This is a genomic window from Candidatus Enterovibrio escicola, assembly GCF_002464935.1.
Lineage (GTDB): Bacteria > Pseudomonadota > Gammaproteobacteria > Enterobacterales > Vibrionaceae > Enterovibrio > Enterovibrio escicola.
Genome location: NZ_NBYY01000033.1, coordinates 20,559 through 36,001, shown reverse-complemented (window position 1 = coordinate 36,001; position 15,443 = coordinate 20,559). Strand labels below are relative to the sequence as shown.

General features: G+C 39.6%; 11 protein-coding genes and 6 pseudogenes. 11 read left to right on the top strand and 6 right to left on the bottom strand.

Features of this window, described 5'->3' with window-relative positions; translation table 11 throughout:
• Positions 1-383, bottom strand: a pseudogene (locus BTN49_RS22645) (IS982 family transposase); the annotation flags it as partial.
• Between the two features lie 482 nt (positions 384-865).
• On the opposite strand from BTN49_RS22645, the gene BTN49_RS10650 reads away from it, so the two are divergent.
• On the top strand, positions 866-1,237 hold the full coding sequence (locus tag BTN49_RS10650; protein ID WP_097357149.1) for a PilZ domain-containing protein: 372 nt from the start codon (positions 866-868) through the stop codon (positions 1,235-1,237).
• A gap of 105 nt (positions 1,238-1,342) precedes the next feature.
• Positions 1,343-1,947, top strand: a pseudogene (locus tag BTN49_RS10645) (IS5 family transposase); the annotation flags it as partial.
• A 27-nt stretch (positions 1,948-1,974) separates the two neighbouring features.
• On the opposite strand, the pseudogene BTN49_RS22640 reads toward BTN49_RS10645, so the two are convergent.
• A pseudogene (locus BTN49_RS22640) lies at positions 1,975-2,806 on the bottom strand (IS982 family transposase); the annotation flags it as partial.
• A gap of 19 nt (positions 2,807-2,825) precedes the next feature.
• On the opposite strand from BTN49_RS22640, the gene BTN49_RS22635 reads away from it, so the two are divergent.
• A complete protein-coding gene (locus tag BTN49_RS22635) occupies positions 2,826-2,921 on the top strand; it encodes an IS1-like element transposase (protein WP_423248252.1) in 96 nt (31 codons plus the stop codon).
• A gap of 1,107 nt (positions 2,922-4,028) precedes the next feature.
• Here the strand turns inward: BTN49_RS22635 and BTN49_RS14225 are convergent.
• Positions 4,029-4,169: a hypothetical protein gene (locus BTN49_RS14225; protein WP_158523740.1), complete on the bottom strand. Its 141-nt coding sequence runs from the start codon at positions 4,167-4,169 to the stop codon at positions 4,029-4,031.
• A gap of 54 nt (positions 4,170-4,223) precedes the next feature.
• Here BTN49_RS14225 and tolQ point away from each other — a divergent pair, with 54 nt between their 5' ends.
• From tolQ to ybgF, 6 genes are read left to right on the top strand one after another with little or no spacing between them, the layout of a single operon-like run.
• A complete protein-coding gene (tolQ, locus tag BTN49_RS10630) occupies positions 4,224-4,910 on the top strand; it encodes a protein TolQ (RefSeq protein ID WP_097357146.1) in 687 nt (228 codons plus the stop codon).
• Positions 4,911-4,913: 3 nt separating this feature from the next.
• Entirely contained in the window at positions 4,914-5,348 is a 435-nt protein-coding gene (gene tolR / locus BTN49_RS10625; RefSeq protein ID WP_097357145.1) for a protein TolR, read from the top strand.
• A 13-nt stretch (positions 5,349-5,361) separates the two neighbouring features.
• Positions 5,362-6,306: a cell envelope integrity protein TolA gene (gene tolA / locus BTN49_RS10620; protein ID WP_097357144.1), complete on the top strand. Its 945-nt coding sequence runs from the start codon at positions 5,362-5,364 to the stop codon at positions 6,304-6,306.
• A gap of 15 nt (positions 6,307-6,321) precedes the next feature.
• On the top strand, positions 6,322-7,674 hold the full coding sequence (gene tolB, locus BTN49_RS10615; protein WP_097357143.1) for a Tol-Pal system beta propeller repeat protein TolB: 1,353 nt from the start codon (positions 6,322-6,324) through the stop codon (positions 7,672-7,674).
• A 32-nt stretch (positions 7,675-7,706) separates the two neighbouring features.
• Entirely contained in the window at positions 7,707-8,228 is a 522-nt protein-coding gene (gene pal / locus BTN49_RS10610) for a peptidoglycan-associated lipoprotein Pal (protein WP_097357142.1), read from the top strand.
• A gap of 16 nt (positions 8,229-8,244) precedes the next feature.
• A complete protein-coding gene (ybgF, locus tag BTN49_RS10605) occupies positions 8,245-8,976 on the top strand; it encodes a tol-pal system protein YbgF (RefSeq protein ID WP_097357141.1) in 732 nt (243 codons plus the stop codon).
• A 294-nt stretch (positions 8,977-9,270) separates the two neighbouring features.
• Here ybgF and BTN49_RS10600 read toward each other — a convergent pair.
• Positions 9,271-10,037, bottom strand: a pseudogene (locus tag BTN49_RS10600) (IS5 family transposase).
• A gap of 61 nt (positions 10,038-10,098) precedes the next feature.
• Between BTN49_RS10600 and BTN49_RS22630 the strand changes: the two are divergent.
• Both BTN49_RS22630 and nadA read left to right on the top strand, forming a co-directional pair.
• A pseudogene (locus BTN49_RS22630) lies at positions 10,099-10,801 on the top strand (transposase).
• A 91-nt stretch (positions 10,802-10,892) separates the two neighbouring features.
• Positions 10,893-11,954, top strand: coding sequence for a quinolinate synthase NadA (nadA, locus tag BTN49_RS10590; RefSeq protein WP_097357140.1), 1,062 nt, complete (start codon positions 10,893-10,895; stop codon positions 11,952-11,954).
• A gap of 970 nt (positions 11,955-12,924) precedes the next feature.
• Here the strand turns inward: nadA and BTN49_RS10585 are convergent.
• On the bottom strand, positions 12,925-14,331 hold the full coding sequence (locus tag BTN49_RS10585) for an O-antigen ligase family protein (RefSeq protein WP_097357139.1): 1,407 nt from the start codon (positions 14,329-14,331) through the stop codon (positions 12,925-12,927).
• Positions 14,332-14,922: 591 nt separating this feature from the next.
• A pseudogene (locus BTN49_RS22625) lies at positions 14,923-15,343 on the bottom strand (transposase); the annotation flags it as partial.
• Between the last annotated feature and the right edge of the window lie 100 nt (positions 15,344-15,443).

Here is a 15,443-nt window from a genome sequence, read left to right as displayed (position 1 = left end):
AATGCGTAAGTTGTGATAAACCTGTAGCTTAGACGAATCAACAAATGCAATCCCTGTCGTCCTTGCCTGACGGTGAGTGAGGTAAGAGCAAAGCAGAGCCAAAACACCTTGCATGAGCTTGAAACTCCTCGTGTAGCTAACTAATTCAGGAAATTTGTTGGTAGAGGTAGCGACAAACAAAGTGGATGTAATAGGTTTTGAAGTCTTGATATCTAGAGTGATGGAAAGCTATCACTATCGTTATCACTTCACTACGCTAATGGAGAGATGAGAAGATTTGTATCTTTATTTGATGCCGGAAGAAATTAGGTATTTTTCCCATGCGGGGAGGAAAACTGGAAGAAGTCGTGGATATCGAGGAAAATATCGTCTAGGTTATTCATGACCAAGTCCTTATGGAGTCGATAGTTTTTTAAATAAGCAGATCGCGACTTTGGCTTTTAGTTCATTTCTTATGCGCAGCTCAGGTTAATTACAATACTAAAATTGGTGAAGCGCTGGTAATGTGAAAGCGATGAACAAAATTCTAAAACTCGGTATGCCTATTTGCCTGCAGACCAATTAAGACTGTAAGAAAGATTGAGATCAGTGTGTTATAGGCCTGATTTAATCAACAACACCTATTTAGTCTCGTAAACATATTAACTAGGCTTACCCTAGTAAATTCTTACGGGTCATGTCGTTTACTCTTTCTTCGCCTCTTCTTCATTTTACGTATATATTTAATATAAGACTCATGACACGTCATAAAGATGGATAATCATAGTAGAGATTTAACTTCGTTTCACCTACAAAAAAACAAGGAATATGAAAGTTTGGCATAGAGAATACAGACACTCAATTTGAAAAGATCTAGGATTATTAAATGATGGAGCGGCGTAAATTCTTTCGGATAGTTTTTCGCGTCCCCGCAACAATTAGGCAGGGATGTATCAGTTGGTCATCAAGAATTTTTGACTTATCCTTAAAAGGTGCCTTGCTAGAGGTACCGATCGATTGGAAATTAGGTAACGAAGAAGATTATAGTATTCAATTTCAATTGAACGAATCTGATATCTATATCGACATGGATTTAAAACTGATTAAAGAGTGTGGCAAATATCTTCGATTTAAAATCGACCACATCGATATCGACAGTGCTAGTCATTTAAAACGCCTGATAGAACTGAATGTCGGAAACGACGTGCTTCTTCATCGAGAGTTAGCACAACTAACAGATATGAAAGATATTCTATAATTCCTATTCTCAGTCTGGGCGTATGTACTTAAAGTAATCCAGATCTGTATAAGCGTATATTTTTTAAGCTGAGTGATTTCAAGGCTAAGTTTTTTCTGTTGAAACTGGTGTTATCTAAAGTATCACGGTCATCGTGACCGTGGGTTTATATTTTCAGGTACCGAGATTGAAACACACTGATGGTGAAAGCTATTTTCAAACTCCCACTTCGTGAATTAGAAGGCTTTCTAAATTCATTTTTTACGTTGATGAATATCCCGCTGAGATCCCTTACATACACTTGCATTAGTCAGTGGTCGAAGACCGTAGAAGTTAAGTACCATTTTCCGAGTCAAGGAGTTGTCACCCAAGTCATTATTGATGCCACAGGCCTAAAGGTATACGGTGAAGGTAAATGGAAAACGCGTAAACACTATAAGGAGAAGCGTCGTATCTGTCGCAAACTTCATCTTACTGTTGATGTTTCTCCTTATGAGGTTATCGCTGCAGAAATTAGTTTGATTTCTGTGGGAGACAATGAATTTTTACCTACATGGCTTAACCAATTACGACTAAAAATACAGCAAGTCAGTGCTGATAGAGCCTATGACACAAAAGTATGTCACCCCGTACTGAAGAAAAAAGGAAGAACGCCCAGTATTTCACCTCGAAGCAACGCCGAGTACTGGGAGAAAAGGCATCCTAAAAAAGAAGCTGTAAAGGCATTAAAAGAGGACAGGAGTTATAATAAACCCTCATTAACCTATGATCTGCATAAGCACTTGCTTATCAAACCGAGTTATCTTGATGCTTGGTTTCCTTGGTGGAAATAAATAGGCGATAAGCCCCGCCAGTAAATTGACCATAAAGCTGATACAACTACGGTGCCGAGAATGCTTGATTTGGGATATGTTTTTTAGTTGGTCAAAACAGGGTTCAATAATAAATCGTTTCCGGAGTATCAGGCGGTGCTAAAGTTTCATTACTTTGGGTTTCATATTCTTTTCTACCGTCGTAGTCAGTGTCACTTCCTTGTCTGCAAGTTCCTGCTCCAATGGACTAGATATATAACCTTTGTCTCCGTATAAACACCCATAAAACTCGTCAACAATTTCCGATATAGGCTTTCTATCATCCACGTTAGCCGTCGTCACTTTAACTGAGATAATACCACCTTACTCATTGATAAGTGAGGTGTAATTTAAGTCTGTAGAATCACCACATTGTTTCTTTTCCTCGCTTCACAGTACCTTTCAAAATCTGATGTCTAAGAGTACGTAGGTTTTGACAAACCTGTAGCTTAGGTGAATCAACGAAGGCAATTTCTATTGGCCTTGCCTGATGGTGAGTGAGGTAAGAGAAAAGCGGAACCAGAACATCTTGCATGAGCTTGAGCATTCTCGTGTAGTTGACTAATTCAGGAAATTCGTTGGTGAGATAGAGGCAAACAAAGTGGATGTAATAAGTTTTGAAGTCTCGATACCAAGATTTATGGAAAGTTATCACTTAGTTAACTGAGAGGCGAGAATGCTTGTTTCTTTGTTTGACATCGGAAGAAATTAGGTATTTTTTCCATGCAGGGAGGAAAGATCAAATTGTTGAACTTGCTATGAATAATGCTGGTATCTGCGACCTTTCTCGAGTGCTACATATCAGCATTAATACGGTTGTCAGGATTCTAGAAAACTTAGACTCCTCTGTGTAACAAAATTTCCACTTCATGCACATGAAGTGGTTCTTCTCTGCGAAGTAGATAAGCAATGGTCTTGAGTTGAGAACAAAAACAACCATCGCTAGCTCTGGTATGCTTGAGAGCTTCGATTGAAGAAGAGCCTTGCTCACTCGTCGTGGAAAGAAATATTCAATTGACTTTTTAATCTGTTATTTATATTCATTGTGTACGGTGTACGATATTCCTTCCCAAAACAAACACATTGTTAGCATTTATACTCAACACATTGAGAGGGAAGTTCTGACCTTCCTCACACGCTTGAAACGACTCTCATCGGAAAACAATTGTATACTTAAAATCAACTGAAATGTACGACAAAGTGATCACTACATTCGTTGAATGTGAGTATTACCTGTAAATCATAATCAATTTATTGAATATATGACTGGTGTAGTGAACGTTATAAGTTATAAAAAGGGGATAACACCGAGCATGGCGTCAATAAATGCCCCTTACAGGAAAGGGAGATGCGTCCATTTCGTCGTTACATCCCCGTGGAAGGGATTGATTATTCCTATGAGGATTTGCCTCAAACTTAATGCACTGATGACCTTTTACATTAAGTATTTTTAAGTTGTTGGGTTGTAACCTACCAAATTAGGAAATTAACCTGTTCAGTGATGGCAGAAAAATTGCGTGTAGTACATTTTAAAATCACAACACCCAGAGTGATAAAAAGATACAATAATCGTCATTAGCTCACCGAGGAAAAAACGAGAAAGTTTATTTTTTGTTTTGACTACTGAAAACCGGTGTCCTCCCAAAAGGAAATAAAAACCTGACAAAATCGTGGATATCAGTGAAAACCACTTCTAAATTAGTTCACGCCAAAATTCTTATGCGACTGATTGTTTGATACAAATGAATCAACCCGAGACTTGGAAAGTCTATTCATTGCTCGTGTATAGCTTAGGTTAATTATTCGGATGAGAAATCTTCATCTATGCTACGGGTCAGTTCGTGTATAACGTGTATAATATGAAGACACAGATATCGATATCGCGGTCTTGTTTATAACACAATATACATCAAGTACTCCGAGTGTTCACGTACAGAAGTTATGTATAGCATCGGGGTCAATCAATAAACGTCGTTTGCCACAGAAACATCGACTTTAGGGGAAAGGCCACGCGTGATGATCAATTTATCACTCTGACCACGGTATCCAGCATGCGGCGCGTTAGCATGTGTATTTTCTAGAGAAAATAAACCTATAAGCATGTTACATGTTACCATTGATCCAATCGGAGATTTTGATCCAATCGGAGATTTTAAGTGAGCACTGAACTGTCAATGCTTGACTTGTTTTTGCAAGCGAGCCTGCTAGTAAAAGCAGTGATGTTAGTTTTACTGGGTATGTCGATCGTGTCTTGGACGATGATCATGAAACGTTCTCAGGTTCTTTCCCGAGCAGATATACGAGCAGCACGTTTTGAAGACCGTTTTTGGTCAGGGATGGATTTGTCTCAATTATTCCAAGAAATTCAGGTGTCTAAAAGCTACCTTTCCGGCAGTGAACAGATCTTCTATTCAGGATTTAAGGAATTTGCGCGTCTTCACCGTAGCAATATCCAAGTACCAGGTGCGGTGATAGACGGAACGACTCGTGTGATGCGCGTATCTCTATCGAAAGAAGTAGAAGTATTAGAAACCAACCTATCATTTCTAGCAACCGTTGGCTCAATTAGCCCCTATATTGGTTTGTTTGGTACTGTATGGGGCATTATGCATGCCTTCCTCGCGTTGGGTGCCGTGAAGCATGCTACGCTTGCTATGGTGGCTCCTGGTATAGCAGAAGCGCTAATTGCAACAGCAATGGGGTTATTTACGGCGATACCTGCTGTGATAGCATATAATAGACTGACAGTAAAAGTCAGTAAACTAGAAAATAACTACATGAATTTCATGGAATCGTTTTCTAGCATTTTACATCACCAAGCGTTTACTGCTCTGAAGGAGTAAACCATGGCTTACCAATCTAAACGACGTAAGTTGACCGCTGAAATAAATGTAGTGCCCTACATCGACGTAATGTTGGTGTTGCTTATTATCTTTATGGCATCTGCTCCATTTATCACTCAAGGTGTTGATGTGGATTTACCTCAGACTACCAACGCGAAAACCGTGACAAATACCGGTGGTGTTGCATTTATTATTGTTGAGGTTAATCAACATGGTGATCTAGGATTGAGTGTAAATAATGGTGATATGGTACACGGGTTGTCACTGAACGATCTTTTGCTACAGGTACAAGCCGAATTGGTCATTAATCCAAAATCGTCGGTTCTTGTGGGTGGGGACGGAAAAGTGTCTTATTCAAAAATTATGCTAACATTGGACGCACTGAGCCAAGTTGGAGTGACATCGGTTGGGCTCATGACTAATGTGCTTGATTCTTGAAATGAGATGCTGAATGAAAGAAAATGAGAACAACAATTATTCAGGTGTGGCGGTCATCTCGTTGCTACTTCATACAGCACTACTGGGTATTTTGTTTCTTGGAGTAGATTTTACCAAGGTACGTAGTCAGCCGATAGCAGGTCATATTCAGGCTATCATAATTGAATCAAATGTTGTGAAAGAACAAGTTCGTAATATTCGTCAGCAACGTGATGAGGAAAAACGCCAAGAAAATAATCGTCTTCGACGCTTGGAACAACAAGAAAAAGAACTCAAAAAACAACGAAAAGAAACCGAAAAACAAATTCAACAGCTAAGACTTGAAAAGTTGGCTGCTGAGAAAGCGGCTCATATAGCTAAAGAGAAAATGGTCGTGATAGAAACGGAACATAAGCAGAAAATTGCTGAGTGGCGTAACGCCGAAGAAGTGGCGGCGAAGAAAGCTGATGCCGAGCGTGAACGTGCTGAAAAAGTGTATAAAAATGAGTATGAAAGAAAGCAACGTCAACGTAAATTAGCAGATAAACAAAAACGCTTGATAGCTGAACAACAAAAAACCGAAGAAGCAATGCATCAATCTGAGGGCACAAAAAAAGAATGGGTAAAACAGGAAGCCGCACTCAACGAGGTTTTCAGCGAGCTCGAATCAGAATTTACCAATAGAGGTACGGCTCGAGAACAACAAGTTGCTAATGAGGTAACAGAGTGGTCAGGGCGGTTTGTTTCAATCATTCAGAAAAATTGGATTGTCGATTCGAGTATGGATGGACACAAATGCCGTTTAAATCTGAAATTGGCACCAGATGGGCTTGTGATTGATGTCCTAACCATTTCAGGCAGCCCAGAACTATGTCGATCTGCCATTGCGAGTGTTACAAAAGTATCAAAGTTCACCATGCCATTGGATGTCGATGTTGTGACCAAATTGAGAGACTTAAATCTCAATTTTGTGCGTTGATAGAGGAATAATAGGATGTTAAAAAGTTGGATCGTTTTGGGTGGCTTCATTTGGATGATTAGTTGTGGACTGACACATGCAGCATTAGAGCTTTTCATCACAGAGGGAATTAACTCAGCACGTCCTATTGCCGTCGTACCCTTTAAATGGGAAGGAAAGGGAAAATTACCTAGTAAAATGTCTAATGTCATTGCGTCAGATTTGCAACGTAGTGGAAAATTTAGTCCTGTTCCTACAGATAAAATGCCACAAACTCCATACACCTATGAAGACGTTAATTTTAATGACTGGATAGCTATGGGAGTAGATGCGTTGGTGACGGGAAAAATCAGTCCAACATTCGACGGTAAATATCTGATTGAATACCAACTTATCGATATCATCAGGGGTCAATTGACAAAGGGGATGAGCAAAGGCTTGTTAGGCAACGACCAGCTAGCATTGACGAAAGATCACTTGCTTATTAATAATCGAAAAACCGTAACGGAAAAACAACTTAGGCAATACGCACACCGGATTTCCGATCTGGTCTATGAGAAACTTACCAGAGAAAAAGGGGCTTTCCTTACTCGTATAGCCTATGTGGTAATTGATGATAAAGTGGATTATCCCTACCAATTACGTATAGCTGACTACGATGGTTATAACGAGCTGATGGTCTTGCGTTCTAAACAACCTTTGATGTCCCCAGCTTGGTCTCCAGATGGAAAAAAACTTGCTTATGTAAGCTTTGAAAATGGTCAGGCTCAGATCTTCTTGATTAACATATATACGGGTAAGCGTGAGATGATATCGTCCTTTCATCGTCATAATGGTTCGCCGCGCTTTTCACCTGATGGCAGCAAGCTAGCTGTAGTACTGTCTAAAACTGGTAGTTTGCAAATCTATGTGTTGGATCTGCAAACGCGAGAAATGGGGCAAATTACCAAAGGTCGAGCTAACAACACGGAACCATTCTGGGACCCAAACGGTCAGTCTTTAATTTTTACCTCAGATCGCGGTGGTAAACCACAGATATATCGAGTAAATTTGGGCGACGGTTTTATCAATAGGGTGACGTGGCATGGCAGTCACAACCTCGGGGGTCAACTGACTCCGGATGGTAGATACTTAGTGACGGTTCACCGCTCGGATTCAGGCTACAACATTGCAAAACAAGATTTGCAAACAGGAGTCGTTGAAATCTTAACTAAAACACTGTTGGATGAATCGCCTAGTCTCGCGCCAAATGGCAGCATGGTGATTTATAGCTCGATTCACGGGCGTAAGAACGTTCTTTCTCTGGTCTCCATTGATGGACGGTTTAAGGCTCTGATCCCTGCTACAAATGGTCGGGTTAGAGCGCCAGCATGGTCTCCGTTCCAATAATATTTGTGCTTATCTGATATAAGGAAAACAAGATGCAAGTTAATTTAATACTTAAGGGTCTGATTGTTGCGTTGCCGATGTTAACGCTAGCAGCGTGTAGCTCAAGCTATAATGAGACTGATGTCACTGGCACTCAAGTCAATAAAGATACAGAAACTACGATCGTAACCCCAGTAGATGGCGCTCAAAGTGGTCTGATAGAGCAAGAAATCAGTAGCAATGAACTACATCAACCGCAAACTATCTATTTTAACTTTGATAATTATTCTGTATTGCCACAATTCGAAGACATGCTGGATACACAGGCTGACTACTTGCGTGTAAACGACAATATCAAAGTGGTGGTGGAAGGCCACGCAGATGAGCGTGGCACACCAGAATACAACATTGCATTGGGTGAGCGTCGTGCTGGTGCAGTAGCAAAATACTTACAAGCACTAGGCGTTCCAGAGTCTCAAATATCTATAGTAAGTTATGGTGAAGAAAAACCGTTGGTGCTAGGTCAAGCAGATGAAGCTTACGCTAAGAACCGTCGTGCCGTTCTGGTTTACTAGAAGTAGGTAAATCATTATGGACAGTAACACTTTGCGTTATCTTTCGCTAGCGTTACTCGTGTGTGTAGCAGCCAAAGTGGCTGCTATTCCGGTGATTGAATTGGGCAGTGGTAGTAGTAGTTCCTTTGAACACTTGGAGAGAATGCTAGAAGTCCGCAATCAAATGCAAATTGATATGCAACGTCAGCTTGCGCAAATGGCTGGAGAGCTTGATGAACTGCATGGTGGGGTAGAAAAAAACAGACATGAACTAAAGCAGATCGTGGAGAGACAGCGGGAACTTTACAGAGAAATTGATACTCTTCGGAATGCTGGTCCGGTATCTTCAGTGGAACTAAAAACTGAACAACTAAATTCCTCAGAGGTGTATTCTAATAATCAATCCGAAAATAGGGCATACGATACTGCCGTAAAGCTTATTCTTAAAGAGAAAAATTACATGGGTGCTACTGATGCATTCAACACCTTTTTGACTGAATATCCTGAATCGGTCTACATGCCGAATGCGCATTATTGGTTAGGTCAGCTTTATTTTATTAATAATAGCCTTAATCTGGCTAAACGACACTTTAATGCTGTTAGTACGTTTGCGAAGTCGAGTAAGCGTGCTGATGCGCTTCTGAAATTGGGTATGATTGCACAAAAACAAGGTGATAGTGTTGCTGCTAATACGTTATTCCAGAGAGTAATTAATGAATATGTAGGAACAACGACCGCCAATCAAGCTGAAAAGAAATTGAAGAAATGACAAAAAAATTAACGTAACAATACGTAATCAGGAAAGTCGACGTTCAGTCGGCTTTTTCTTTTTAACTTTCTCTTTAACCTGAACTACGCATAAGAAATAAACTAAATGTCAAAGTCGCGATCTGATTCGTTTGAAATAAGCTATTGATTGCATAAAGACTTGAACATAATATCCTAGACGCTGTTTTCATTGATGTCAACGACTTCTGCCAAACTTTCCTCCCTGCATGGGAGTTGTTGATTAAATCAGGCCTATAACGCACTGCTCCCAATCTTTTTTATAATCTCAATTTGTCTACTGGCGAACAGGCATACCGAGCCTTATAACTTTGTTCATCACTTTTATATTTATCAGCGCTTCATTAACTTGAGAATTGTAATTATGAAGAGTAAGTTTAGGGCTGAGCAACTGTTTATAGAAAAACATTGCTATCTCTGCTAATGAGCGTTTGTGATAACCCCTGTCCTGTTTCCACTCCGCCAGTTTGTCCTCTTATTAATACCTTTACAGCTTAATTTCGAGGATGCCCTTCCTCCGGGTACCCCGCGTTGCTTCGAGGTAGAATAGTGGGTGTTATTCCTTTGTTTGTTAGTACGTGGTGACATGCTATTGCGTCATAGGCTCCATCAGCACTGACTTGCTGTATCTTGCGTCGGAATGGGGTAAGAAATGTAGGTAAAACCTCATTGTTACCCATAGAAACTAGGCTAACTTCTGCAGCAATAACCTAATGAGTAGACACATCAACGGAAAGATGAAGTTTCTGCCAAATACGTCGCTTCTCCTTCCCCTGTTTACGCGTTTTCGATTCACATGCGTCGTATACCTTTAGACTTTTTTCATTAATAACGACGTAGGAGCTTGAAAGTACCTTTCACCATCAGTGCCGTTTCAATCGAGGTATCCGAAAAGATAAACCCTCGGCCACGATGTCCGTGATGCTTTAGACAATGCCATGCCTTAATGGCAGTGTCATCTATCTAAAAAGTAACTGAGCCACGGTTTACTAATGCTTGATTAGAGTGTTTCCAGTTGCTGATATTGTAGTGAGCTTTTTCCATTATAACTTCACGCTTAACTCCATGATAATCTGATTCTAGGAATTTCTATTAGTTCAGATATTTGGGAAACAAATCCCCTGCATGGAAAGAACACCTAATTTCTTCCGGTGTCACACAAAGAAACAAACCTTTTCACCTCTCAGTTAGCGAAGTGATGACGATAGTGATAGCTTCCCATCAATCTGGATATTGAGACTTCAAAACCTATTACATCCACTTTGTTTACAGTTACCTCACCAATAAATTTCCTGAATTAGTCAGCTACGCGTGAATGTTCAAGCTGATACAAGGTGTTTTGGTTAGGCTTTGCTCTTATCTCACTCACTGTTAGGCAAGGCCTTCGTTGATTTGTTCAAGCTATAGGTTTATCACAACCTACGCATTCTCAGACATCCGGTTTTTAAAGGTACCTCGAAGAGAGTAAAAGGAACGATGGGGTGGTTCCACGGAGATAAAGGTTATATCTCTGATCTATTGAAACGGAGATTTTCAAACAAGGGAGTGACACTGATAACGGGTGTGAAAAAGGATATGAAATCCAAAGTGACGAAACTTTGGAACTGCCTGATGCTCCGGAAACGATTTATTATTTCAACTATTTTTGACCAACTGAAAATATATCCCAAATCTGGCATTTTTGGCACCGTAATTGTATCAGCTTTATGGCTAATTTACTGGCGGGGCTTATCGCGTATTCATTTCAACTAAAAAAACCGAGCATAAAGATAACTGATTTTAATAAGCAAGCGCTGATGCAGATCTGAGGTTCTTTAGTAAGATCCACGTTATATACTCTAAAAATACACAGATGATCTGTGTATAATATTTGAATTGCAAGCAAATCTGAGTAAGACGATGAGGCACGTTATCAATCTCTCTGAGAGAGTACATCTATTTCCTCCGAAGCCAGAAGTGTTATCTGAACGACAAAAAGCAGATCACATTGCAAACATCAAGGAGCTCTTGATAGAAAAAGAGGCGGTGATGGTTGTTCATTACTACACCGATCCTGAAATTCAGTCGTTGGCAGAACAAACTGGAGGTTTTGTTGGGGATTCTCTTGAGATGGCCAAGTTCGGTCATAAGCACTCTGCAAAGACACTCCTCATCGCGGGAGTTCGATTTATGGGAGAAAGTGCGAAAATTCTGACACCAGAAAAAAATGTTATCATGCCAACGTTGGATGCGGAATGCTCGCTAGATCTAGGTTGTCCTGTTGATAGATTCTCTGCATTTTGTGATGCTCATCCAGAGCACATTGTAGTAGTTTACGCTAATACATCTGCCGCAGTCAAAGCCCGTGCAGATTGGGTGGTAACGTCTTCTATCGCACTTGAAATAGTGACTCATCTTGACGAACTTGGCAAAAAAATAATTTGGGCTCCCGATCGTCACTTAGGTGCCTACATTGCAAATAAAACCCAGGCAGATATGTTATTGTGGCAAGGCGAATGTATCGTGCATGACGAATTCTCCAGCAACGCATTGAAAGACATGAAAAATGTATATCCAGATGCAGCTATCCTTGTGCATCCTGAGTCACCAGCTAGTGTAGTGCAATTAGCCGACTTCGTTGGTTCTACTAGCCAATTAATCAAAGCGGCAAAAGAACTCCCACATCCGCAAATGATAGTGGCAACGGATAAAGGAATCTTCTTTAAGATGCAGCAAGTTGTGCCAGATAAAGAGCTTATCGAAGCACCAACCGCAGGTGTAGGTGCAACCTGTAGGAGCTGTGCCCATTGTCCTTGGATGGCAATGAATTGTTTAAAATCTATTGAACTAGCATTGAAAAAAGGGGGTGATCAGCATGCAATTTATGTCGATGATATAGTTCGTTTGAAATCGCTGATTCCACTGAACCGTATGCTGAATTTTGCTACTGACTTGCAGCTTCACGTAAAGAGTAATATATAATGATCTTTTAAATATAAAAGTATATAGCTTGGTCATGACTCACAAACTGTGAATGGTGCAAAGGTGTCATCAGGTCTTTTAATTGGTTAAATGCATAAGTAATGATCGGTTTAAAATTATAGCACATGCGTGCTAGAGTTAGTGGTGGTTGTTCTTGTTATCCTTGAATCCAAATCTGAAATGAAATGCTCTCCGAGCAAGCTGCTAATGTCCTTTCTTTAAAGATAACGACAAACTGCTTTAATCATAAATATTCCTTAGAACGAGGATTAATCTTTGCTTGATCGAAGGTAATTTCTTCATCCGTACCATTCTTAAATCTGTCTCATTTTTTCGTATCGTACTGTCTTAAAAGCTAACTATCATCTTTAGTTGCCCCTTGTTCCTATGAAAATGAAGAGTGTGTAAACAAAACATTAAGATCTGAATTTTTTAATCTTCCATGATTAGAGAACTCTTGATCTTTATCTGTTGTAATTGTATGTGCATGGTTTTTATAGGGCATCAATAGATCAATTGTTGCTGTTGTAACATCAACTACCGTTTCCGACGCTACTTCTTTAATCAACCTAAGTTCGGTATAAACTCTGGAAATTGTTACTTCAACTAATAAAGGCTACTGCTCGTGTTTATGACACGTAAAAAAATAGAATAACTTCTGAAGATATTCTCTATCGGAGGAGAATTTGTATTCTATGGCGAAATTGACCACATTCATGTGGGGAGTTGAGCAGCGTATCTCGATGATCTAATCTTTGGTATAGAAAATAAATTTCTGGGGAATATTTTAAATAGTTAACTTCAGATCTTCATAAAATAGATTGATTATTCCTATGAGAATTTTCCACGAACTGAACACACGGATAAACTTTTTAATCACTTCTTACGTTGAGGTGCAAAACCATTGCTTCATTGTGAACTAAAGAAGACACAGATAGGCGCATCTTGCGTCTTGCGTACTTTTTTATCGTCATCTAAACTCGATTTCCTTATTGTTGACATAATTCGACACAGAGGCGGTTAGTGCTAACAAAATATATAGTGGCCAAGTAAATCCATGAGTCAAAAAAGTACCTGACACACAAAAAGCAATAATACCAGAATAAAGCCCCACGCTTAAGGCTCTAATCTCAGAGGAATAAACGGGGGAAGGTTTAAAGACTGTGTTCACTGTCTTGTGGGCTGACAGGTAGATCACTAATGTCATTGTTAAAAAGGTGGCTAAACCAATAAAACCTGTTTCACTTAATACACCAAACCATGTACTGTGAACCGCGTGGTTCACGCCATCCCAATTTGGAGTATAGTAGAAGTAATTGAAGTAAAAGTTATTCAAGCCAACACCCGTGATAGGATTTTCAACAGCCATTAAAAATGCGGCTTCCCATGCATACAGACGTCCTTTCGCGGATTGATCTAATCCTGCTTCTGATGCTCCACCTGAGTGCCTTTCACTAATTCCTGCAACAAGAAACAAAACTCCACATAGGACGCCTCCTAACGAAAACAGCAATACTTTAGATTTTACACGTCGCCATGCGATGGCGCTTAAGGCAGATAGTATTCCAAGCAAACCACCACGGCTTTGTGTGCCTATAATAGCGATGAGAATTGCAATAGCTGTCACGAGACCAAAAACGCGTCGTTTTTTTGTCAATCCATCTGTCATCGCGATACTGAGTGAAAATGAAAATGGAAACAGCAGCACTAAAGCAAGATCATTAGGATCTCCCAATACAGAGCCTAGCTCGCGTCCTACAGTGACACGTGTTTCTTCGACGATTCCAATGTTCATAAACTTATTGTTGATCGTAACTAAGGCAACGGCAAGTCCCGATAAGGATATCATAGATAGGGCTTTTCGGTAGTGATTGGTGTTATACAAAATCCAAGCTAGCACAGGAGTCATTATTCCAATTTTAATGTAAACTTGCTTGTAGTAAGTACTTGCTTCACTCATATTCCCAGAAAAAGCTAGCCCGAGGGTAACCAACACAAAAAATACGTAGAAACAGATTAATTCTTTACCTATAAAAATTTTAATCTTACCGCCTATCCAGATATGCCACCCTAAGCTTATGAGCGTACCGAGTGAGAGCATTAGTGGTATTTTAAGTGGATAAAGAAAAGAAAAAGCTTCATGAAGACGAAAAAAAGAAAAGGCGATAAATGCCAAGCCTAACAGCACGGGTTGACTATTGATAATCAAGATTGCTATTGGAATTAAACCAATAGCAATAGGGATTAGTGGGTGGGGGATGATAACCCATACTATGCACATCGACAGTACAAAAAGTGCAAAAACCTGCACAAAATGGGTAGATAGTCGTGTTAAAAGAAGTTGTCGTTGTTCAGCAAGCCATTCAATTCTCTGCATCGTATAATCTCTTAAAACCGGCAACGATCTTTAATGCAAATAGTATGCCATTATATACAAATTACCTAAGGTATAGAAGTTAGAAGCATGTTATCTACTTGCATATAGTCCGCCTATGACGGCAGTTAAACGACCGACAGTTCTATTTTGTTGTAGACATCTGTATCAGTTCCTAGTTTTATTTTTAGATAATGATTGCTCAAGTCTCTCATTATAATAACGTTGTTCCTTTGTTTAAGGATCGCGAGTGTCTATTTTGCATCATTAGATTTCTACTCCTTTTAAAACATGTTAAATCGTACATAAAGTCCCTAAATTTAGATAATAACTGCTATTCTGTCACCTATCCAATAGGTTGTTTTTCTTGTAAAATCACCATTTATCAATACTGGTCCTTGTGGTTACCGATGACATTAAATATCGTTTTTATTAGAAAACTCCTGAATTTAAATCTGAAGTACGCCACTTTCCAAACAAGCTACTAATACCATTTATTAAAAATAACGGTAGGTTGCTTAAATCCTAATCATTTTCTAGGGCGATTATTTATCCCTACTTGAGCTAAGGTAATTTGTTTATCCTTGACCCTTCTTAACCTAAGAACTGTATAATTGTATCTTTTCCAAGCCGAGTAATCTTGATGAACGCTTCGTTGGTTGAAATAAATACGCAATGAGGCTCGCCAGCAAGTTAACTATAAATCTGATACAACTACGGTGCCGAGAATGCTTGATTTGGGAGATCTTTTGTTGGTCAAAACGGTTTCAATAATAAATCGTTTCCGGAGTATTAGTCGGTTTCAAAGTTTCATCACCTTGGTTTCATATTCTTTTTCATACCCGTTATCAGTGTCACTCCCTTATCTGCGAATTCCCGCTTCAATGGGCAAGAGATAGAACCTTTCTATCCCTATAACCCCCCCCCAAAGCTCGTCAGCTATTTCTGATACAGGCTTTCTATCATCCACGTTAGCCGTCGTTACTTTGACTGAGCTGATGCCACCTTGATCATTACATCAATAAGGATCACTGAAACCTGCATCTTCAAGTTATTTTTATATATATGGTTTTTATCACTTTAAAATTTTAATTGCCCTTAGTAGGTGGTTCAGT

Excerpts from the sequence above, each read along its gene's own strand:
- ybgF (WP_097357141.1), top strand. The coding sequence starts at position 8,245 with ATGGACAGTAACACTTTGCGTTATCTTTCGCTAGCGTTACTCGTGTGT.
- BTN49_RS22635 (WP_423248252.1), top strand. The coding sequence starts at position 2,826 with ATGAATAATGCTGGTATCTGCGACCTTTCTCGAGTGCTACATATCAGC.
- tolA (WP_097357144.1), top strand. The coding sequence starts at position 5,362 with ATGAAAGAAAATGAGAACAACAATTATTCAGGTGTGGCGGTCATCTCG.
- tolR (WP_097357145.1), top strand. The coding sequence starts at position 4,914 with ATGGCTTACCAATCTAAACGACGTAAGTTGACCGCTGAAATAAATGTA.
- tolB (WP_097357143.1), top strand. The coding sequence starts at position 6,322 with ATGTTAAAAAGTTGGATCGTTTTGGGTGGCTTCATTTGGATGATTAGT.
- BTN49_RS14225 (WP_158523740.1), bottom strand. The coding sequence starts at position 4,169 with ATGCTTATAGGTTTATTTTCTCTAGAAAATACACATGCTAACGCGCCG.
- nadA (WP_097357140.1), top strand. The coding sequence starts at position 10,893 with ATGAGGCACGTTATCAATCTCTCTGAGAGAGTACATCTATTTCCTCCG.
- BTN49_RS10585 (WP_097357139.1), bottom strand. The coding sequence starts at position 14,331 with ATGCAGAGAATTGAATGGCTTGCTGAACAACGACAACTTCTTTTAACA.
- pal (WP_097357142.1), top strand. The coding sequence starts at position 7,707 with ATGCAAGTTAATTTAATACTTAAGGGTCTGATTGTTGCGTTGCCGATG.
- BTN49_RS10650 (WP_097357149.1), top strand. The coding sequence starts at position 866 with ATGATGGAGCGGCGTAAATTCTTTCGGATAGTTTTTCGCGTCCCCGCA.